Origin of the sequence: Microlunatus antarcticus (assembly GCF_014193425.1) — a bacterium.
In the GTDB taxonomy this organism is placed as follows: domain Bacteria; phylum Actinomycetota; class Actinomycetes; order Propionibacteriales; family Propionibacteriaceae; genus Microlunatus; species Microlunatus antarcticus.
The window spans coordinates 925,539-945,203 of the sequence record NZ_JACHZG010000001.1 but is presented as its reverse complement, the minus strand read 5'-3'; the positions used below and the strand labels follow the sequence as shown (position 1 = coordinate 945,203).

The window sequence follows — 19,665 nt, the reverse complement described above, 5'->3', positions numbered from 1 at the left end:
CAGGTCGACGCGGTGGTCCTGCGGGCGGCTCAGTCGAAGATCGGGTCCACCGTGCGCGTGCGCTTGAGCTCGAAGAAGCCCGGGTACGACGCCAGCGCGAGCACGCCGTCGTACACCCGGCCCGCCTCTTCGCCCTTCGGCGCGGGCGACATCACGGGACCGAAGAAGGCGACGTCGCCGACGTGGATGACGGGGGTGCCGACGTCCTGGCCCACCGGGTCCATCCCCTGGTGGTGCGACGCGCGCAGGGCCTCGTCGTTGTCGCCGACGTCGCCCGCGTCCGCGAGCTCGACCGGCAGGCCGACGTCGGTCAGCGCGCCCTCGATCGTGGCGCGGTCGAAGCCCTCCTGCCGGGGGTGGATCCGGGTGCCGATCGCGGTGTAGAAGGCGCGGAGCTGCTCCTGGCCGTAGCGCTCCTCGACGGCGAGCGCGACGCGCACCGGGGCCCAGCCCTGGTCGAGCATCGCGCGGTAGCCGTCGGGGATGTCGCGCCCGCTGTTCAGCACCGACAGGCTCATCACGTGGAAGACGGTCTTGACCGGCCGGACCTTCTCGACCTCCAGCATCCAGCGCGAGGTCATCCACGCCCAGGGGCAGATGGGGTCGAACCAGAAGTCCACCGTCTGCACGGAGGTCGTCGACGCCACCGGGGTGGGGGCGGCCGCGGACGTCCGCGCACGGAGCTCCTCGGCGACCTCCCGGACCTCGGCCAGCACGGCCTCGACCGCCTTGCGGGTCTGCTTGCCCAGGGCCTCGAGCTCGGCCTTCGCGTCCGCCTGCTTGTTCTTCTTCGCCATGGTCACAGCGTAGGCAGCCGCCGGCCACGCACGGCACGGCGCCCGAGGCCGGGTGCGTGGAAGGATCGACGCATGTTCCCCGACAACCTCACCCGAGCCGAGGCGCAGGCGCGCGCGGCCCTGATCGGCACCCACACGTACGAGGTCCGCGTGGACCTGTCCGGTCGCGAGGTCGAGGACCCGACCACGCTCTTCACCTCGTCGTCGCGGATCCGCTTCACCGCGCGCGAGGCCGGCTCGCTGCACGTCGACCTCATCGCCGAGAGCGTCCGCGCCGCCGAGCTCGACGGCGTGGCGCTCGACCCGGCGACGTTCGTGGACTCCCGGCTCCCCTTCGACGTGTCCCCCGGCGAGCACGAGCTCCACGTGGACGCGGTCGTGCGCTACAGCCGCAGCGGGGACGGCCTGCACCGCTTCGTCGACCCCGCCGACGGGCTGGTCTACCTCTACACGCAGTTCGAGCCGGCCGACGCCCGCCGCGTCTACGCCTGCTTCGAGCAGCCCGACCTCAAGGCGCGCTACACGATCTCGGTCGTCGCCCCGGCGGACTGGGCCGTCGTCTCGGGTGGCGCTCTCGAGACCCAGGAAGACGCCGGTGATGGGAACCTGCTGACCACCTTCGCCACCACCGAACCGGTCTCGACCTACCTGACCTCGCTGCTCGCGGGCCACTACACGATCGTGGACGGCGAGCTGGAGACGGCGAAGGGCACCATCTCGTCGCGCGTCATCTGCCGGCGCTCGCTGGCCGAGAGCCTGGACACGGACGCGATCCTCGAGGTCACCCAGGGCGGCTTCCGCACCTTCGAGCACCACTTCGGGCTGCCGTACGCCTTCGGCAAGTACGACCAGGCCTTCGTGCCGGAGTACAACGCCGGGGCGATGGAGAACATCGGCCTCGTGACGCTCCGCGACGAGTACATCTTCCGCAGCCGCGTCACCCAGGCCTCCCGCGACTACCGGCAGGAGGTGATCCTGCACGAGCTCGCGCACATGTGGTTCGGCGACCTGGTGACCATGCGCTGGTGGGACGACCTGTGGCTCAAGGAGTCCTTCGCCACGTGGTCCTCGAACTTCGCCGTCGGCGAGCTGACCGACGACCCGGCGTCCAACTGGGCCTCCTTCAGCGCCGGCTCCAAGACCGGCGCGATCCGGGCCGACCAGCTGCCCTCGACGCACCCGATCGCGGCCGACATCGTCGACCTCGAGGCGGTCAGCACGAACTTCGACCAGATCACGTACGGCAAGGGCGCCTCGGTGCTCGCCCAGCTGGTCGCGTTCGTGGGGCGCGACGCGTTCCTCGAGGGCGTCCGCGCCTACTTCGCCGAGCACGCCTTCGGCAACACCAGCCTGGCCGACCTGCTCGCCGCCCTCGAGCCGCCGTCCGGGCGCGACCTCACGGCCTGGTCCCAGCGCTGGCTCGAGACCGCCGGCGTCAACACCCTCGCCCTCGAGGTGGAGACCGACACCGAGGGTGCCGTCACCGCCGCCGCGATGGTCCAGACCGCGGCACCCGAGCACCCGACGCTGCGTCCGCACCGGGTGGGCGTGGGCGCGTACGACGTCGTCGACGGCCGGCTCACCCGCACGCTGGCGGTCGAGATGGACGTCGACGGCGAGCGGACGCCGGTGCCCGAGCTGGTCGGCCGCCCGCGGCCCGCGCTGCTCCTGCCCAACGACGGCGACCTGACCTTCGCCAAGGTGCGCCTCGACGCGCGGTCCCGCGCGACGGTGCTGGAGCACCTGCCCCTGCTGGCCGACCCGCTCGCCCGGGCGGTCGTCTGGGCGTCGCTGTGGGACGCCTGCCGCGGCGCCGAGCTGCCGGCCCGCGACTACGTCGACGTGGTCCTGCGCACCGCGGCCGTGGAGACCGTCCCGACCCAGCTGCGGAACGTGCTGGCCCAGGCCTCGCTCGCCGCGAACTCCTACACCGGGCTGGGCGAGCGCGGCGCGGTGCAGGAGCAGCTGGAACGGGGCCTGCACGAGCTGCTCGGCGCGGCCCCGGAGGGCTCCGACGCCCAGCTCGCCTTCGCCCGCTCGTTCGCGGCGGCGAGCAACCCCGGCTGGGGCGCCGACGTCGTGGCCGGGTGGCTCGACGGGCGCGACGTGCCCGAGGGGCTGGCGGTCGACCGCGACCTGCGCTGGCTGCTGGTCGGGCAGCTGGCGCGGCTCGGGCGCATCGACGGGGCCGGCATCGACGCCGAGCAGGCGCGGGACAACTCCAGCGCCGGCGCGGAGCTCGCCGCCGGGGCCCGGGCGGCCCGACCGACGGCCGAAGCGAAGGCCGAGGCGTGGCGGCTCGCCACCCAGACCGACGAGGTCACCAACAGCGTGCAGTCCGCGATCTGCATCTCCTTCGGCCCGCGCGGGCAGGACGACGTCCTCGCCCCGTACGTCGAGCCGTACCTCGCGATGGTCGAGGACGCCTCGGCCCTGCGCGGGGTGTGGGCGACCAAGGGCGAGGCGCTCCGCACCACCGCGGTGCGGAACCTCTTCCCCGTGCCCGCCGAGCGCGAGCCGTTCCTGGCCCGGCTGGACGCCTGGCTCGCCGACGTCGAGCTGTCCGCGTCGCTGCGCCGGATCGTGGTCGAGCGCCGCGCCGACTCGCTCCGCGCGCTGAAGTGCCAGCAGGCGTCCTAGGGCCGTTCGGGGCGCCGCAGCGCCTGGCGACGACCGAGCCGTACGACGGGGCGACGCTCTTCGCCTTCCTGCGCCGGTTCGCCGTGCCCGGGGTCGAGGCGCACGACCCGGTCGACCCGAGCGACCCGTGCGCCCCGCTCGGGCTGACCCGCACGCTCCGGCTGGCCCACGGGCCGGCCGCGGTGCGGGTCACGTGGGACGGCAACGAGCTGGGCCTGGCGTACGCGGGTCACCCCGACGACGAGGCCGACGCCGTCGTCCGGGTGCGGCACCTCGTCGACGCGGACGCGCCGGTGGCGGACGTCGTCGCCGCGCTCGGGCGTGACCCGCACCTCGCCGAGGACGTGGCGAGCAGCCCGGGCCTGCGCCTCCCGGGGGCGACCGACGTCGCGGAGGCCGCGGTGCAGGCCCTGGTCAGCCAGCAGATCTCGATGGCGGCGGCCGCGCGCTGCTCGGCCAAGCTGACCGAGACGTACGGGGACGAGGTGGTCGTCGACGGGGGCGCCGTCTCGCGCCTGTTCCCCACGATGGAGAGGCTCGCGGAGGCGGACCCGGAGGTGCTGCCGATGCCGCGGGCCCGGGGTCGGGCGCTCGTGGCGCTCACCGACGCGCTCGCGTCGGGCGCGCTCGTGCTGGACCGGGGACGTTCCTGGGCCGACCAGCGTCGCGAGCTGCTGGCCCAGCCGGGCATCGGGCCCTGGACGGCCGACGTGGTCGGGCTGCGGGCGCTCGGTCAGGCCGACATCCTGCTCACCACCGACCTCGCCGTACGCCGTCAGCTCGAGGCGCGCGGGATGACCGACCCGGCCGCGTGGGCACCGTTCCGGAGCTACGCGACCGTGCACCTCTGGCGGCCGTACGTCTGACCGCCCGGCGAAGTGACGGGACGACTACTCGTCGGTGGTGGGACCGTGCAGCGTCCGCGGCTGGCGGGCCGCCTCACCCAGCTGGGTGATGCCGTTCCAGAGGCCGCCGACGATGTCGCCGGCGGCGAAGGACGAACGCATGGTCGCGGCGGCCAGCGCGCAGACCCGGTCGGGCAGGGCACGGCGGGCGTTACGGCCGGTGACGATCTCGAGGACCTTGAAGCCCGGGTCGCACAGGAGGAGGACCGACCGGTCGGGCTCGTCGAGCGCGCCGTGCAGCCGGAGGGCGTACGCGCGGGAGTCCTCCTCGGACGTGGTCAGGTAGAGCGCGAAGTCGAGGCCCGAGACCTCCCGGGCGATCCCGATGGCCCGCTCCAGCCGCTGCCGGTCGGCCGGGACCAGGTCGTCACCAGCGAGCACTGGCCCCACCGGCCTCGGCGTCGAGGGCCGGCGTCTTCGGCGTCGTGGTGAGCTCGCGGCGCTGCGCCTCGATCTCGTCGGGCGCCTGGTCCTCGGCGCCCCCCATGATCGAGAGCGCGCGGCCCCCCATCCAGACCGGGTCCTCGGGCTGGGGGCCCGGCCCGCGCCGTGAGGCCTGCAGCACGGCGTTCGCCTTGGAGACCGCGAAGATCAGCGCGATCACCACCAGGGGGACGCCGGCCAGCAGGCCCAGCGCCTCGAGCGGGGTGACCGTGGGGACCTGCGGCCAGCCGAACAGCGTGTCCATGGCACTAGCATGCCTGACGTGATCGGGCCGGAGCACACGACCTCGCTCGCTCGACAGGTGCTGGACGCGGACCAGATCAGCCGGGCCTGCGCGCGCATGGCCCACGAGGTCCTCGAGGCCAACCGGGGTGCCGCCGGCCTGGTCCTGCTCGGCATCCCCACGCGTGGGGTGCCGCTGGCCGAGCGCCTCGGTCGGGCGATGGCGGAGGTCGAGTCGACCCCGATCCCCGTCGGGGCCCTGGACGTGACCATGTACCGCGACGACCTGCGCCGCCACCCCACCCGCGCCCCCGGGCGCACGGAGGTGCCGGTCAGCGTGGACGGCGCCGTGGTGGTGCTCGTCGACGACGTCCTCTTCTCCGGCCGTACGGTCCGCGCCGCCCTCGACGCCCTCGGCGACCTGGGGCGGCCCCGCGCCGTCCGGCTGGCCGTGCTGGTGGACCGTGGCCACCGCGAGGTGCCGATCCGCGCCGACCACGTGGGCAAGAACCTCCCGACCCGCTCCGACGAGCGCGTGTCCGTCCGCCTCAGCGAGGTCGACGGGACCGACGAGGTCACGATCACCGGGGGCGCCGCGTGATGCGCCACCTGCTGTCGGCCGCGGACCTCGACGCCGCGGAGACCACCGGCATCCTCGACCTGGCCGAGGAGATGGCGCTCGTCCAGGGCCGCCCGGTCAAGAAGCTGCCGGCCCTGCGCGGCCGGACCGTCGTCAACCTGTTCTTCGAGGACTCCACCCGCACCCGCAGCTCCTTCGAGCTCGCGGGCAAGTGGCTGTCCGCCGACACGATCAACATCAGCGCCAAGGGGTCGTCGGTCTCCAAGGGCGAGTCCCTGCGCGACACCGTCCTCACCGTGGCCTCGATGGGGGTCGACGCCCTCGTCATCCGGCACATGGCCAGCGGCGCCCCGCTGCAGGCGGCCCGCTGGTTCGCCGAGCTCGGGCTCGGCGTCCACGTGGTCAACGCCGGCGACGGCACCCACGAGCACCCCACGCAGGCGCTGCTCGACGCCTTCACGCTGCGCCGCCACTTCCGGGCGTCCCAGCCGGACGCCGGGCGTGACGACCACCAGCCGTTCGCCGGCCGCCGGATCGCCGTGGTCGGCGACATCACCCACTCCCGGGTGGCCCGGAGCAACGTCGAGCTGCTGACGACCCTCGGCGCGGGAGTCGTGCTCGTCGCCCCGCCCACCCTGCTCCCCGCGGGCGTGGACACCTGGCCGGTCGAGGTGCGCGACGACCTCGACCGGGTGCTCGGAGAGGTCGACGCCGTGATGATGCTGCGCGTGCAGCGCGAACGCATGTCGGGGGGCTACTTCCCGACCCCCCGCGAGTACACCGTGGGCTACGGGCTCACCCGGGCCCGGCTGGGGCTGCTGCGCCCGGGCACCGCGATCTGCCACCCCGGCCCGATGAACCGCGGGCTCGAGATCTCGGCGGACGCCGCCGACTCGGCCGGCTCGCTGATCCTCGACCAGGTCGCCGCGGGGGTGTCCGTCCGCATGAGCGTGCTCTACCTGCTGCTCGGCGGGGCCGACGAGAGCGGGGCGGTCCGATGAGCCCCACGAGCCCCCTGACCAGCACCCCGACGACCACCGACGTCCTCGTCCTCGGCGCCGACCTGGCTGGTGCAGGTCCGGCCAACCTCCTCATCCGCGACGGGGTCTTCGCCGACCCCGCGGACGCCCGCCCCGATGCCGTCCGGGTGGACGCGTACGGGCTCGTCGCCCTGCCCGGGCTCGTCGACCTGCACACGCACCTGCGCGAGCCCGGCCGCGAGGACGCCGAGACGGTCACCACCGGGACCGCGGCGGCGGCCCGGGGCGGCTACACCGCCGTCCTGGCCATGGCCAACACCTCCCCCGTCACGGACACCGCCGAGGCCGCCGAGCACCTGCTCGACGTCGGCCGGGCGACCGGCACGGCGCAGGTCGTGCCGATCGGCGCCGTGAGCAAGGGCCTGGCCGGCGAGGAGCTCGCCGAGCTGGGTCTGATGGCTCGGTCCCCCGCGCAGACCCGGGTCTTCTCCGACGACGGCCGCTGCGTCGCCGACGCCCGGCTGATGCGCCGGGCGCTGGAGTACGTCCGGGCCTTCGACGGCGTGATTGCCCAGCACGCCCAGGACCCCCGGCTCGCCGGTCCCGACGCCTGCTGCGACGAGGGTCCCGTCTCGGGCCGCCTCGGCCTGCCCGGCTGGCCCGCCGTCGCGGAGGCGGGCATCGTCGCGCGCGACGTGGGCCTGGCCGAGCTGACCCGCTCGCGCCTGCACGTGTGCCACGTGTCGACGGCCGAGACCGTCGACGTGCTGCGCTGGGCCAAGGCGCGCGGCATCGCCGTGACCGCCGAGGTCACGCCGCACCACCTGCTGCTCACCGTGGACGAGCTGCTCGGCTACGACCCGACGTTCAAGGTCAACCCGCCGCTGCGCAGCGCCGAGGACGTCGCCGCCGTGCGCGAGGCGCTGACCGACGGCACGATCGACGTCGTCGCGACCGACCACGCCCCGCACGCGCGCCACGACAAGGAGCACGCCTTCGTCGACGCGGCGCCCGGGATGCTCGGGCTGGAGACCGCGCTCGCCGTGGTCGTGGAGACCATGGTCCGCCCCGGCACCCTCGGCTGGCGCGAGGTCGCGACCCGGATGTCGTCCGTCCCTGCGCACATCGCCCGGCTGGGCGGCCAGGGCCGCCCGCTGGCGGTCGGCGAGCCGGCGAACCTCACGCTGGTCGACCCCACGCGCCGCGCCACGGTCGACCGCGCCGCCTCGGTGTCGCTCTCGCGGAACAACCCCTGGCACGGTCGCGACCTGCCCGACCCGGTCGTGGCGACCTGGTGGGCGGGCCGGGCCACGTACGGGCGCTGACGTGGAGCAGCGACCGCTCGGCGGGACGACCCTCGACACCTCGGTGGTCGGGCTCGGCGCCGGTCAGATCGGCGAGGCCGACGTCACCGAGGCCGAGGCAGGCGCGTTGCTCAACGCGGCCCTCGACCTCGGCGTCACCCTCGTCGACACCGCGCTGGGCTACGGCACGAGCGAGGAGCGCATCGGACGCCACCTCGGCCGGCGGCGTCACGAGTTCGTGCTCTCCAGCAAGGGCGGCTCCGGCGTCCCCGGCTACGAGGACTGGTCGTCGGCCAGCGTGCGGGCCGGCCTCGAGCAGACGCTGCGCCGGACGCGCTCCGAGCGCGTCGACGTCTACCTCCTGCACTCCTGCCCGCTCGAGGTCCTCCAGCGCGGCGACCTGCAGGAGACGCTCGACGACGCGGCTGCCCAGGGCCTGATCGGCGTCGCGGGCTACAGCGGCGACAACGACGCGCTCGCGTACGCCGCGTCCTCGGGCCGCTTCGCCGCGGTCGAGTGCAGCGTCAACGTCGTCGACCGGTGGAACCTGCACCACGTCGTCGGCCGTGAGCCCGAGCTCGGCGTGATCGCGAAGCGCCCGATCGCGAACGCGCCGTGGCGCTTCCCCGAGCGGCCGACCGGGCACTACGCCGAGCTCTACTGGGAGCGGCTGCAGGCGCTGGACCTCGACCCCGGAGACCTCGGCGGTGCTGATCTGGACTGGCCCGAGCTGGCCCTCCGCTTCACCGCGTACGCCCCCGGGGTGCACACCGCGATCGTCGGCACGGCGAAGCCGGACCACCTGCGCCGCGCCGTCGAGGCCGCGAGCCGCGGTCCGCTGCCGCCCGAGGTCCTCGCGGAGCTCGACGCGGCCTGGGACCGCGTCGGGCGGGACTGGCCCAGCTCCACCTAGCGTCGGCGGGAGATCGCGACGCCCACGAGGCTGACCGCGCCGCCGATGACGGCCAGCGGGAGCGGCACCTCGCCCAGGAACAGCCAGCCCAGGCCGATGGCCACGGGCGGGACCACGTACGTCGTCACCGACAGCCGGCCGGCGTCGCTGCGGCCCATGGCGAAGGCCCAGGTCGAGAAGGCGATGGCCGTCGGCACGACGCCGAGGTAGACCACGGCCCACCAGACGCTCGCCGGGGCCACCGCCAGCTCACGGACGAGCTCGCCGGCGAAGGGGAGGCAGGCGACGCAGCCGACCGCGCACGCGGCCCAGGTCACGACCAGCCCGGACACCCGCCGCAGCACCACCTTCTGCGCGACGAGCGCGACCGCGTACACGAGGGCGCTCACGAGCACCAGCACCACCCCGAGCCCGCGTGACCCCTGCGCCGACGGCGCCGCCGTCCCGGCGGCCACCCCGATCAGGATCGTCCCCAGCAGGGCGACGGCCACGCCCACCACCAGCGGCCGGGGGAAGCCCTCGCGCAGGAGGGTGCCGGCCAGCACGGCGACGATCACCGGCGCGAGCTGGATGATCATCGAGGCGGTGCCCGCGTCGACGTGGCGCTCGCCGGCGTTCAGCGCGACGTTGTAGACCGCGAACCACGCCAGCCCGACGAGGACGAGCAGCCAGCGCTCCTTCCGGTCCAGCGCGCGCAGCCGCTCCAGGCGGTGACCGCCGCCGAGCCGGGGGAAGGACGACAGCACGGTCAGCGCCACGGTGGCGACGAGCAGCCGGCCGAGCGTGAGCGCGCCGGGGCCGAGCCAGGGTGCGGCGAAGCGGATGACCACGAACGCGGAGGCCCAGGACAGCACCGTGACGACGACGGCGACCACCCCGGCGCGGCCGAGCCCGGAGGTGGTGGGTGGACCGGAGGGGGACGACGGGTCGGGCACCGCACGAGGATGGCAGGCCGGCGCGACGGGCGCGGGGCGGCGCGCAGGCTCCTAGGGTGAGGCCATGCCGACCTGGTTCCCCCGCACCCTCGCCGACGCCGTGCAGTTCGTCCCGCTGCGGGTCGCGTTCCTGATCGTCCTCGCCCTCGTCGCGCGGGCGGTGGTCAACGGGCTCATCGACCGCGCCGTACGCCGCTCGACCGGGGACCGGAAGCGGCTGCGGATCAAGGCCCTGCAGGTCCTGCGGGACTCGGAGTCGGACGTCGGCGACGGCCGCCGGGACTCGCGGATCAGGGCCCTGGGGTCGCTGGCCCGGAGCGCGGTGTCGGTGGTCATCACGCTCGTCGCGCTGCTGATGATCTTCTCCGAGCTGGGCTTCAACATCACCTCGATCATCGCCGGGACGTCGATCATCACCGTGACCATCGCGTTCGGGCTCCAGAACGTGGTCAAGGACCTGGTGTCGGGCGTGTTCCTGCTGGTCGAGGACCAGTTCGGCGTCGGCGACTACGTCGACATGAAGGAGGCTTCCGGCACGGTCGAGGCGATCGGCCTACGGACGACGACGCTGCGCGACGACAGCGGCAACACCTGGTACGTGCGCAACGGCGAGCTCGTCCGCGTCGGCAACTACAGCCAGGGCGGGACCGGCCGCCCCCCGACCACCGACACCGTGCAGACGGTCCGGCTGGTCGAGGGGTCGGCCAGCACCTGAGGCTCAGCCCTTGAAGCTGACCTCGAGCGTGATCGGCACCGAGAGGGCCTGCGAGACCGGGCAGTTCTGCTTGGCCTCCTGCGCGGCGGCGTCGAACTCCTCGGCGGTGATGCCGGGGACGTCGCCGACGACGGTCAGCTTGACGCCCTTGATGCCCTCGCCGGCCTGGAAGGTGACGTCGGCGGTGGTGTCGATGCTGGTCGGGGCGTGACCGGCACCGGCGAGCCCGTGCGACAGCGCCATCGAGAAGCAGGTGGAGTGCGCGGCGGCGATGAGCTCCTCGGGGCTGGTCTTGCCGTTGGGCTTGTCCGCGCGGGACGGCCAGTTGACCTCGAAGCTCCCGGCCTCGGACGAGACCAGCTCGACCTCGCCCTGGCCCTCCATCAGCGAGCCCTCCCAGTGCGCCTGCGCGGTACGGACGACAGCCATGTGTTGCTCCTTGCGTGCTTGCCGGACCGTCTCGGCCCGGCGTGGGACGTGCGGGTGACCAGATCGGTCGCCCGCGACCCATCGTGCCAAAGGGCTGGGAAGCGCGCTGACCTGGTGGCTCGGCCGGGCGAGGGATGATGGTCCCGATGTCCGAGCCAGCCAGCCCCGCCGCCCCCACCACGTTCTACGACGCGGTGGGCGGCCACCCGACCTTCGTCGCCCTGGTGCGCCGCTTCTACGAGGGCGTCGCCGCCGACCAGCCGCTGCGCGACCTGTACCCCGAGGAGGACCTCGCCGCGGCGGAGGACCGCCTGCGCGGGTTCCTCGAGCAGTACTGGGGCGGGCCCACCGCGTACAGCGAGGAGCGCGGCCACCCGCGCCTGCGGATGCGGCACGCCCCGTTCGCCGTGACGCCGGACATGCGCGACCGCTGGATCACCCACATGCACGCCGCCGTCGAGTCGATCGACGTCACCGAGGCCCAGCGCGCCGAGATGTGGACCTACCTCGAGCGCGCGGCCCACTTCATGGTCAACACCGAGGGACCCTCCCCCGCCATGACCTCGATGGGCGGGGGCGTGACGTCGTCCGTCTCCCTGTCCCCGAGGCGCCCGGACGCGGGCTGAGCCCTCCGCCCGGGGCGTGAGGCCCGTACGCCTCGGCCGGCGGCACACCCTGCTCACGCGGGCACCCTCTTCGCCCAGGCATACCGAGCTGACGTCGGCACACCCTGCCGGGTGTGCGGAGACGAGCTGGGTATGCCGGCACCAGCAGGGTGTGCCGGCGCTGGAGGTTCAGGCCTGCGGAACGCCCGCCGCGTCCGGCAGGGCCCACGTCGACAGGGCCGTGCGCTCGGCGTCGTCGAGCGGGCGCGGGCCGACGGCGACGGTGCGGGACCGGGCGTGGACGGTGCCCGAGGCCGGGTCGCGGATCTCGGCCGCGAGGGTGAAGGAACGCGACCCGACCGCGACGACGCTCGTGGCGACCTCGTACGGCTCGCTGCGGAAGTCGAGCGGCGCGAGGTGCTCGAGGTCCTGGCGCACGATCGACCAGACGACGCCGGCCGACCAGTCGAGACCGGCGGTCATGATCGCGACCCGCGCCTCCTGCACGTAGTCGTAGAACTTGACGTTGTTGACGTGCCCGAAGGCGTCGAGGTCGGACCAGCGCACGGTCAGGGGGTAGCGCGCGGCTCCCTCCCCCACCCCGACCTTCGGGAGCGGGCGCAGCGGCTCCGCGGGGTCCAGGTAGGCCTCGAACGCCGCGCGCTCGACCTCGTTCAGCCGGCGCACCCGGCCGGCGTCGAGGTCGTACGGCACGAGCGTCGTCCGCGCCCGGGCCGCGAGCGTGTCGCCGTCGAGGACGTCGTAGCCCACCGTGAACCGGCTGGCCCCGAGCGCGTCGATCCAGAGCGAGACGACCAGCGGCTCCGGGCCGAAGCCGACCGGGGCGAGGTACTCGACCTGGTGCGCCACGACGAGCACCCCCGTGCGCAGCATGTCCGCCAGGCCCGGGGCGCCGGCGTGCAGGAACGCGACGCGCGCGTCCTGCAGGTGGTCGAGGTAGACCGCGTTGTTGACGTGCCCCTGGGCGTCCAGGTCACCCCAGCGGCGGGGCGAGTCGTACCGGAAGCGGGGTCGGGTGGGACCGGGCACGCCTAGTCGCGGTCGTAGAGGGAGTCGAGCAGGTCGCCGTAGCGCCGCGTCACCTCGGCGCGCCGCACCTTCATGCTCGGGGTGACCTCGCCGTGCTCGACGTCCAGCTCCCCGGGCAGGAAGGCCCAGCGCTTCACGGTCTCCCAGCGCTCCAGCTTGCGGTTCGCGGCCTGCACGCACCCGTCGACCAGGTCCCGCACCTCCGGCGCCTTCGTGAGGTCCTCGACCGAGGCGTACGCGAGCCCCTTCGCGTCGGCCCACTCCTTGATCGCGCCCGGGTCGAGCGCGATCAGCGCGCTGATGTACTTGCGCCCCTCGCCGTGCGCCACGACCTGGCTCACGTACGGGCAGGCCGCCTTGATCACGCCCTCGACCTCGGAGGGGGCGACGTACTTGCCGCCGGAGGTCTTGATCAGGTCCTTCTTGCGGTCGGTGATCTTGAGGTAGCCGTGGTCGTCGACGTGCCCGATGTCGCCGGTGGCGAACCAGCCGTCCGCCATCACCTCGGCCGTCGCCTCCGGCTGGTGGTGGTAGCCGCGCATCACGCCGGGACCCTTGACCAGGATCTCGCCGTCGTCGGCGATCTTGAGCTCGGTCCCCGGGATGGGCGGGCCGACCGTGCCGAAGCGCGGCGCCCGTGGGTTGTTCACGCAGGTCAGCGAGCTCGTCTCGGTCAGGCCGTAACCCTCGAGCAGGAGCAGGCCGGCCGCGTAGAACCACTCCTGCACCTCGCGGTTCAGGCCGGCCGACCCGGACATGAAGAACCTGATCTTCCCCCCCATCCGCGCCTTGATCGCTGAGAACACGAGGCGTTCGGCGACCGCCTGCTGGACGGCCAGCAGCCCGCGCGGCCGCCCGCCGGCCAGACGCACGGAGGCCGTCCGGCGCCCGACCCCGAAGGCCCAGTCGACGATGCGCCCCCGGGGGCCCGAGGAGGCGCTCGTCATCACCCGGCTCCGGACCTTCTCGAAGATGCGCGGCGCGCCGCACATGAACGTGGGCTGCACGACCCCGAGGTTCTCCACCAGGGTGTCGATGTCGCCCTCGATCGCGGTGGCGAAGCCGATCTTGAGCTGGACGGCGATCAGGCACTTGCCGAAGACGTGGCTGAGCGGCAGCCAGAGGTACTGCAGGTCGTCGCGCGAGATGATGTCGAACGCCTCGACCGAGGCCCCGTCGTAGGTCCAGCAGTCGTGCACGAGCCGGACCCCCTTGGGCCGGCCGGTGGTGCCGGAGGTGTAGATCAGCGTGGCCAGGTGGTCCGGGCCGGTCTGCGCGATGACGTCCTCGACGCACGAGGGGTCGACGGCGAGCCGCTCGCGCCCCCGCTCCCGGAGCTCGTCGAGGCTGATGGTGCGCGGACCGCGCGGCACCCCGGAGATCTGGACGATCGTCTCCAGCCCGGGCAGCTCGTCGGTGTGGAGCTCGATCTTGTCGACCTGGCCCTGGTCCTCGGCGAAGACGACCCGCGAGCCCGAGTCGCCGAGGATGAACGCGACGTCCTCGTGCTGCGTGGTGGGGTAGACGGTGGTCGTCGCGGCCCCGGCGGACATGATCGCCAGGTCGGCCAGCACCCACTCGATCCGGGTGCCGCAGGCGATGGCCACGCGGTCCTCGAGCTGCACGCCCAGCGCCAGCAGCCCGGCCGCGAGCTCGAAGGCGGAGTCCTTCGTCTGCGTCCAGGAGAGCGACTGCCAGCGGCCGCCGACGAGATGGCGGAAGGCCTCGCGGTCGCCGGACGCCTTGACCTGCTCGAGCAGCACCGCACCGACGGAGGTGGCGCGTTGCGCGACGATGTCGTCGGCCCGGTCCGGGTGCTGCTCTGAGGTCACTGTCGGCTCCGCGTGCTCGTACGGGGCCGCCTCGGCAAGCATCAGCCGGCCACGATGAAGGCTGGTCACGTCAGGTTACCGGACGGGGGCCTCGACGCTCGTCCGCCGGGCCGTCGCGCGCACCGTCCCCGCGTCGTCCCTGTGACTTCCCTGTGTCGTCCATGTGGACGACATGTGTCGTCCGGGCGTGTGACAAACCCGTGCGACCGGTGGGGATGATCGGAGAGTCGCCGTACTGTTGAAGATGCTATGACTCTCACCGCGGCCCCCCCGACCACGCGCTGGCTCTCCGACGACCAGCAGCGCGTGTGGCGCGGGTGGTTGCTGGGCAGCGCGATCCTCAACGAGCGGCTCGACGCGCAGCTCCGTGAGCACGACCTCGACCTCGCCGAGTACGAGATCCTCGTCACCCTCTCCGAGTCCGACGACCGCCAGCTGCGCATGGCCGAGCTCGCCGACGCCGTGCACCAGAGCCGTTCACGGCTCACCCACACGGTCACCCGCATGGAGAAGCGCGGCCTCATCGAGCGCACCACGTGCCCGGTCGACCGGCGTGGCGTGTGGGCGAACCTGACGGGGGCCGGCCAGCAGCTGCTCGAGGAGGCCGCCCCGAGCCACGTCGAGTGCGTCCGGCGCAACTTCGTCGACGCGGTCGACCCCGACGACTACGCTGCCGTCGGCCGGGCCATGGACGCCATCCTCCGGGCCTCGCAGGCCTGAGCCGGACCGTTCGGCCGCTCGCAGCGCCACTACCATCGGGGGCGATCATGTCCTCCGCCGCCCTGCTCGTCGCCCCCGGCGACGGAGACGTCCCCGAGCCCCTGCGCTATCTCGTCGCCGAGCTCGACCGGCGCGGAGCGTCGCGGGCGCTGGACACCTCGACGCTGGCCCGGGCCCTCTACTCCTCCGACGCCTCGCTCTACCGGGTCGTCCCGCAGGCCGTCGCCCACCCGCGCGACGTCGCCGAGCTCCTCGCGGTGCTGGACGCGGCGCGCGCCGCGCGGGTGCCCGTGACGACGCGGGGCGCCGGCACCTCGTGCGCCGGGAACGCGGTCGGCCCGGGCCTGGTCGTCGACGTCGGCCGGCACCTCACCGCGATCGGCGAGGTCGACCCCGAGGCGCGTACGGCCCGCGTCGAGCCGGGCGTCGTGCAGTCCTCCCTGCAGGCGGCGGCCGCCCCGTACGGGCTGCGCTTCGGCCCCGACCCGTCGACGCACAACCGCTGCACCATCGGCGGGATGATCGGCAACAACGCCTGCGGGCCCCGTGCGCTGGGCTACGGACGTTCCTCGGACAACGTGATGGCCCTCGACGTGGTCACCGGCCGCGGCGAGCGGCTGCACCTCGAGCACGGGCAGGACGCCCCGCTGGCGTCGAGCCTGACCCGGCTGCGCGACGTGGTGGCCGGCGACCTCGGGACGATCCGCACCGAGTTCGGCACCTTCGGGCGCCAGGTGTCCGGCTACAGCCTGGAGCACCTGCTGCCCGAGCGCGGCTTCGACGTCGCCCGCTTCCTCGCCGGCACCGAGGGCACCCTCGCCGTGATCACCGGCGCCACGGTCCGCCTCGTCGCCGACGCCCCGTACAAGCAGCTCGTCGCGCTCGGCTACGCGACCATGGCCGACGCGGCCGACGCCGTCATGGCCGTCCTGGCGCACCGCCCGACCGCAGTCGAGGGCCTGGACCGGCGCATCGTCGACGTCGTCCGGCGCCGGCGCGGCGACTCCGCGGTGCCGCCCCTGCCGCGCGGCGACGGCTTCATGCTCGTCGAGGTCGTCGGTGACGACCCGGGCGAGGTCTCGGCCCGGGCCGCCCGGGTGCTGGCCGACGCCGGTGCCCTCGACGGCTTCGCGGTGACCGACCCGACCGAGGCGCTCGCGCTGTGGAAGATCCGCGAGGACGGCGCCGGCCTGGCCGGGGTCAGTCTCGACGCGCCCGCCTACCCCGGCTGGGAGGACGCCGCCGTCCCGCCGGCCCGGCTCGGGGCGTACCTGCGCGACTTCGACGCGCTGCTGACCGAGTTCGGGCTCGACGCACTCCCGTACGGCCACTTCGGCGACGGGTGCGTGCACGCGCGGATCGACTTCCCGTTGACCAGCGCGGGCGGCTCCGACGTCTACCGCCGCTTCGTCGAGCAGGCCGCCACGATCGCGGCCTCGTACGGCGGGTCGATGTCCGGCGAGCACGGCGACGGCCGCGCCCGGGGTGCACTGCTGCCGGCGATGTACTCCCCCGGGGCGATCGCGCTCTTCGGCCAGGTCAAGGACGCCTTCGACCCCGACGACCTGCTCAACCCCGGCGTCCTCGTCGACCCCGCACCCGTCGACGCCGACCTGCGGAGCAGCGGCCTGGTCGGTCATCCGCTGCCGGTCAGCCGCGCCTTCTCCGCCGAGGTCCACAAGTGCACCGGCGTGGGCAAGTGCCTGGCCAACACCACGGGCGCGCAGGGCGTCATGTGCCCCTCCTTCCAGGCGACGCGCGAGGAGAAGGACTCGACCCGGGGTCGCGCCCGGGTGCTGCAGGAGCTGGTCAACGGCACGCTCGTCGGCGGCTGGCGCGCGCCCGAGGTGCACGACGCCCTCGACCTCTGCCTGTCCTGCAAGGGGTGCGCGCGCGACTGCCCCACCGGGATCGACATGGCGGCGTACAAGTCGATCGCGACCGACCACGCGTACGCCGGCCGGCTGCGTCCGCGCAGCCACTACGCGCTGGGCTGGCTGCCGCGCTGGGGTCGGATGATCACCCGCGTCCCGGGGCTCTCGTCCTTGATCAACCTGACCACGGCCACGCCGGGGCTGCGGAACCTGGTGCGCTGGAGCGCCGGGGTGGACCAGCGGCGCACGCTGCCCCGGTTCGCGGACCGTCCGGCGCGGAAGCGGGTCGAGCAGTCCGCAGCGCCTGACGGCGGTACGCCCGTGGTGGTCTGGGTCGACTCCTTCTCCGACTGCTTCGACGGCGACGGCGCCTCCTCGGTCCTCGACGTGCTCCGCGCGGCCGGCTACGCACCCGAGTTCCTCGAGCGGAACGCGTGCTGCGGCCTCACCTGGATCAGCACCGGCCAGCGCGAGGGCGCCCGGCGCCAGCTGCGCCAGGCCCTCGACGTGCTGCACCCCGTGGTCGCCGCCGGCGTGCCCGTCGTCGGTCTCGAGCCGTCCTGCCTCGCCGTCTGGCGCTCCGACGCGGGCGAGCTGCTCGACGACCCCCGGGTCGCCGACGTCGCCGCCGGCGTCCTCACGCTGGCCGAGCTCCTGGAACGCACCCCGGGCTGGACGGCGCCGGACCTCGCCGGGGTCGAGGTCGTCGCCCAGCCGCACTGCCACCACGCCTCGGTGATCGGCTGGCGCGCGGACGCCGCCCTGCTCGCCTCGACCGGCGCCACGGTGACCACCGTCGGCGGGTGCTGCGGGCTGGCCGGCAACTTCGGCGTCGAGCAGGGCCACTACGACGTCTCGGTCGCCGTGGCCGAGCACGACCTGCTCCCCGCCGTACGCCAGCGGCCCGACGCCGTGGTGCTGGCCGACGGCTTCTCCTGCCGCACGCAGCTGGCCGAGCTCGCGGACCGGCAGGCCGTCACCCTGGCCCAGCTCCTGTCCCCGGCGTTCCGCGCGCCGACGCCCCACCACGGACCGGCTCCGGTCGAGGTCGCCCCGGACCCGCACGACGGCTCCGCGACCGCCGAACCGCCGATCGCGCAGCAGCGGCCGACGCTGAGCCAGGGGTCCGTCGACGTCCCCTGAGCCGGAGCTGCTCGTCGCCGAGCCCCGCGCGGTGGACCGGCGTCTGCTCGTCGTCCTCGGGGTCGGGGTGCTCGTCGTCGCCCTCGTCCTGGGCGGGCTGGACGCGGTGGACCGGTTCCGCGGCGGCGCGTCGTCCCCGACCGCCCTCGTCGACCGGGTGCTGGCCGCCGCCGACCAGGAGGACGTGGGCGCCCTGCTCCGCCTCGTGGAACCCGACGAACGGGCCGCGCTGGTCCGGTTCGTCGGCGCCTGGTCGCAGCGGCTCGACGACCTCGCCCTGCCCGCGGCCGTCGTGGGCGACCCCTCCACCCCGACCGACGCGGGAGACGCCCTCGACGGCCTGACGATCGACGTCAGCGGGGCGACGCCCACGGTGGGGGCGCGGTCCGGCGGCCTCGCCGTGGTCGACCTCGGCGACGTCGCCGTCCGGGTCCGCCGCGACCCGGACCGGGCCCACGGCCTGCTCCGCGTCTGGTCGGCATACCGGCACGAGAACGGTCCGCAGGACCGGACCTACCGCGCCGAGTCGTTCCCCGCGGTCGGCGCGCTCCCCAGGCTCGTGACCGTGGAACGTTCCGGTCGCTGGTACCTGAGCGTGCTCGCCACGCTGCTCGGTCCGGACGTGGCGAACGGGGGCCTCCCCAGCGTGCGCGAGCTGGACCGCGCGCCGTCGCCGAGCGCGCGGGCCGCGGTCGAGGCGTCCCTGCGGGCGCTGCTCGACGGGACGGTCCGGACCGACGCGACCCGGCTCGCCGGGACGCTCGACCGCTCGGGCTCCGACGCCGTCCAGCTCTGGGCCGCCGAGGTCGCGACGACCGGGCTGGACCGTTCCCCGATCCCGATCGGCGCCCTGAGCACGTCGGACGGGCCGACCGACGGCGTCCGTACGGCGGTCCGGGTGGACACGCTCCGAGTCGGGGAGGACGTGGACCTGTCCGGCCGGTGCCTGACCATCACCGGGACGAAGAGCTGCCTGCACCCCTCGGGCTACCGCTACGGCGGCGGGCTCGGGTCGTTGAGCGCGTTCGAGGTGCTCGGGCGCGACGGGGCGTTCTCGCTCACCGCGGTGCAGGGCCCGGGCGGCTGGCTGACCAGCCTGCCCGAGAGCGTGGCCGACGCGCTCGTCGGCTACGCCGACGGCCTGACGCGCGAGCAGGTGCTGATGGTGCTGAACGAGGAGCGGCTCGACGCCCCGGCGGGCGCGCTCGAGCCCGACCGGGCGGAGGACGTGGCGTTCACCAGCGGGGGCTACGCGGTACGGACGGTGACGGTCGCGCGGGCCGGCCTTTACCGCGTGGTGCCGGGAACGGACGGTGCGACCCGCTCCACGCTCTACGAGCCGGACGGAGAGCCCTCGCTGCAGCCGTTCTTCCCCAACGACTCCGTCTACCGGCTCGCGGCGGGCGAGCACACGCTCCTGGTCTGGGCCGGCGACGGCTTCGACGCGACCCTCGACCGGACCGGCGGGGACCCGTATGTGGAGCGCGTCGAGGTGCGTTCCGTGCGCTAGGACCGACGAAACGGCAGGTCGCGACGCCCGGATCCGTTCTCCGAGCGCCGCGACCTGCCGTTGGTGG

The 19,665-nt window shown here is 74.2% G+C and carries 18 protein-coding genes; 11 read left to right on the top strand and 7 right to left on the bottom strand.

The annotated features are described in order from the left end of the window. Positions 1–29: 29 nt before the first annotated feature. Complete coding sequence (locus tag FHX39_RS04390) at positions 30–797, bottom strand: mycothiol-dependent nitroreductase Rv2466c family protein (protein ID WP_332836661.1); 768 nt, start codon at positions 795–797, stop codon at positions 30–32. 72 nt (positions 798–869) lie between these two features. Here FHX39_RS04390 and pepN point away from each other — a divergent pair, with 72 nt between their 5' ends. Next, complete coding sequence (gene pepN, locus FHX39_RS04385) at positions 870–3,437, top strand: aminopeptidase N (RefSeq protein ID WP_183336961.1); 2,568 nt, start codon at positions 870–872, stop codon at positions 3,435–3,437. After that, on the top strand, positions 3,419–4,303 hold the full coding sequence (locus tag FHX39_RS04380; RefSeq protein WP_183336960.1) for a DNA-3-methyladenine glycosylase family protein: 885 nt from the start codon (positions 3,419–3,421) through the stop codon (positions 4,301–4,303). The genes pepN and FHX39_RS04380 overlap by 19 nt, the downstream gene beginning before the upstream one ends. 24 nt (positions 4,304–4,327) lie before the next feature. Here FHX39_RS04380 and FHX39_RS04375 read toward each other — a convergent pair whose 3' ends face one another. Beyond that, a complete protein-coding gene (locus FHX39_RS04375; RefSeq protein ID WP_183336959.1) occupies positions 4,328–4,723 on the bottom strand; it encodes a DUF5130 family protein in 396 nt (131 codons plus the stop codon). Then, positions 4,710–5,030, bottom strand: coding sequence for a hypothetical protein (locus FHX39_RS04370; protein WP_183336958.1), 321 nt, complete (start codon positions 5,028–5,030; stop codon positions 4,710–4,712). Before FHX39_RS04370 ends, FHX39_RS04375 begins: the two co-directional genes overlap by 14 nt. 9 nt (positions 5,031–5,039) lie before the next feature. Here FHX39_RS04370 and pyrR point away from each other — a divergent pair, with 9 nt between their 5' ends. The 4 genes from pyrR to FHX39_RS04350 are packed head-to-tail and all read left to right on the top strand — an operon-like array spanning position 5,040 to position 8,785. Then, the gene (gene pyrR, locus FHX39_RS04365) at positions 5,040–5,609 is read left to right on the top strand and encodes a bifunctional pyr operon transcriptional regulator/uracil phosphoribosyltransferase PyrR (protein WP_183336957.1); all 570 of its coding nucleotides are present in this window, start codon (positions 5,040–5,042) and stop codon (positions 5,607–5,609) included. Continuing rightward, positions 5,609–6,589 carry an aspartate carbamoyltransferase catalytic subunit gene (locus FHX39_RS04360; protein ID WP_183336956.1) on the top strand — a complete coding sequence of 327 codons (981 nt, stop codon included), beginning with the start codon at positions 5,609–5,611 and terminating at the stop codon, positions 6,587–6,589. Before pyrR ends, FHX39_RS04360 begins: the two co-directional genes overlap by 1 nt. Continuing rightward, positions 6,586–7,893, top strand: coding sequence for a dihydroorotase (locus tag FHX39_RS04355; RefSeq protein ID WP_183336955.1), 1,308 nt, complete (start codon positions 6,586–6,588; stop codon positions 7,891–7,893). The genes FHX39_RS04360 and FHX39_RS04355 overlap by 4 nt, the downstream gene beginning before the upstream one ends. A 1-nt stretch (position 7,894) precedes the next feature. Next, positions 7,895–8,785 (top strand): aldo/keto reductase, encoded by an 891-nt coding sequence (locus FHX39_RS04350; RefSeq protein WP_183336954.1) that lies wholly within the window; start codon positions 7,895–7,897, stop codon positions 8,783–8,785. Here the strand turns inward: FHX39_RS04350 and FHX39_RS21995 are convergent. Next, a complete protein-coding gene (locus FHX39_RS21995) occupies positions 8,782–9,720 on the bottom strand; it encodes a DMT family transporter (RefSeq protein ID WP_332836660.1) in 939 nt (312 codons plus the stop codon). The two genes, FHX39_RS04350 and FHX39_RS21995, sit on opposite strands and share 4 nt — an antisense overlap. A 64-nt stretch (positions 9,721–9,784) precedes the next feature. On the opposite strand from FHX39_RS21995, the gene FHX39_RS04340 reads away from it, so the two are divergent. After that, a complete protein-coding gene (locus tag FHX39_RS04340) occupies positions 9,785–10,435 on the top strand; it encodes a mechanosensitive ion channel family protein (RefSeq protein WP_183336953.1) in 651 nt (216 codons plus the stop codon). A gap of 3 nt (positions 10,436–10,438) precedes the next feature. On the opposite strand, the gene FHX39_RS04335 is transcribed toward FHX39_RS04340, so the two are convergent. Further along, complete coding sequence (locus FHX39_RS04335) at positions 10,439–10,864, bottom strand: OsmC family peroxiredoxin (RefSeq protein ID WP_183336952.1); 426 nt, start codon at positions 10,862–10,864, stop codon at positions 10,439–10,441. A 146-nt stretch (positions 10,865–11,010) separates the two neighbouring features. On the opposite strand from FHX39_RS04335, the gene FHX39_RS04330 reads away from it, so the two are divergent. Next, entirely contained in the window at positions 11,011–11,490 is a 480-nt protein-coding gene (locus tag FHX39_RS04330) for a globin (RefSeq protein ID WP_183336951.1), read from the top strand. A gap of 168 nt (positions 11,491–11,658) precedes the next feature. Here FHX39_RS04330 and FHX39_RS04325 read toward each other — a convergent pair whose 3' ends face one another. Both FHX39_RS04325 and FHX39_RS04320 read right to left on the bottom strand, forming a co-directional pair. Next, positions 11,659–12,519 carry an acyl-CoA thioesterase gene (locus tag FHX39_RS04325; RefSeq protein WP_183336950.1) on the bottom strand — a complete coding sequence of 287 codons (861 nt, stop codon included), beginning with the start codon at positions 12,517–12,519 and terminating at the stop codon, positions 11,659–11,661. Between the two features lie 2 nt (positions 12,520–12,521). Then, positions 12,522–14,420, bottom strand: coding sequence for an AMP-dependent synthetase/ligase (locus tag FHX39_RS04320; RefSeq protein WP_332836659.1), 1,899 nt, complete (start codon positions 14,418–14,420; stop codon positions 12,522–12,524). Positions 14,421–14,600: 180 nt separating this feature from the next. Between FHX39_RS04320 and FHX39_RS04315 the strand changes: the two genes are divergently transcribed. From FHX39_RS04315 to FHX39_RS04305, 3 genes are read left to right on the top strand one after another with little or no spacing between them, the layout of a single operon-like run. Beyond that, entirely contained in the window at positions 14,601–15,071 is a 471-nt protein-coding gene (locus FHX39_RS04315; RefSeq protein WP_183336949.1) for a MarR family winged helix-turn-helix transcriptional regulator, read from the top strand. Positions 15,072–15,118: 47 nt separating this feature from the next. Continuing rightward, positions 15,119–18,088: an FAD-binding and (Fe-S)-binding domain-containing protein gene (locus FHX39_RS04310; RefSeq protein WP_183336948.1), complete on the top strand. Its 2,970-nt coding sequence runs from the start codon at positions 15,119–15,121 to the stop codon at positions 18,086–18,088. A 31-nt stretch (positions 18,089–18,119) separates the two neighbouring features. Further along, positions 18,120–19,598, top strand: coding sequence for a hypothetical protein (locus FHX39_RS04305; RefSeq protein ID WP_183336947.1), 1,479 nt, complete (start codon positions 18,120–18,122; stop codon positions 19,596–19,598). Positions 19,599–19,665: the final 67 nt, after the last annotated feature.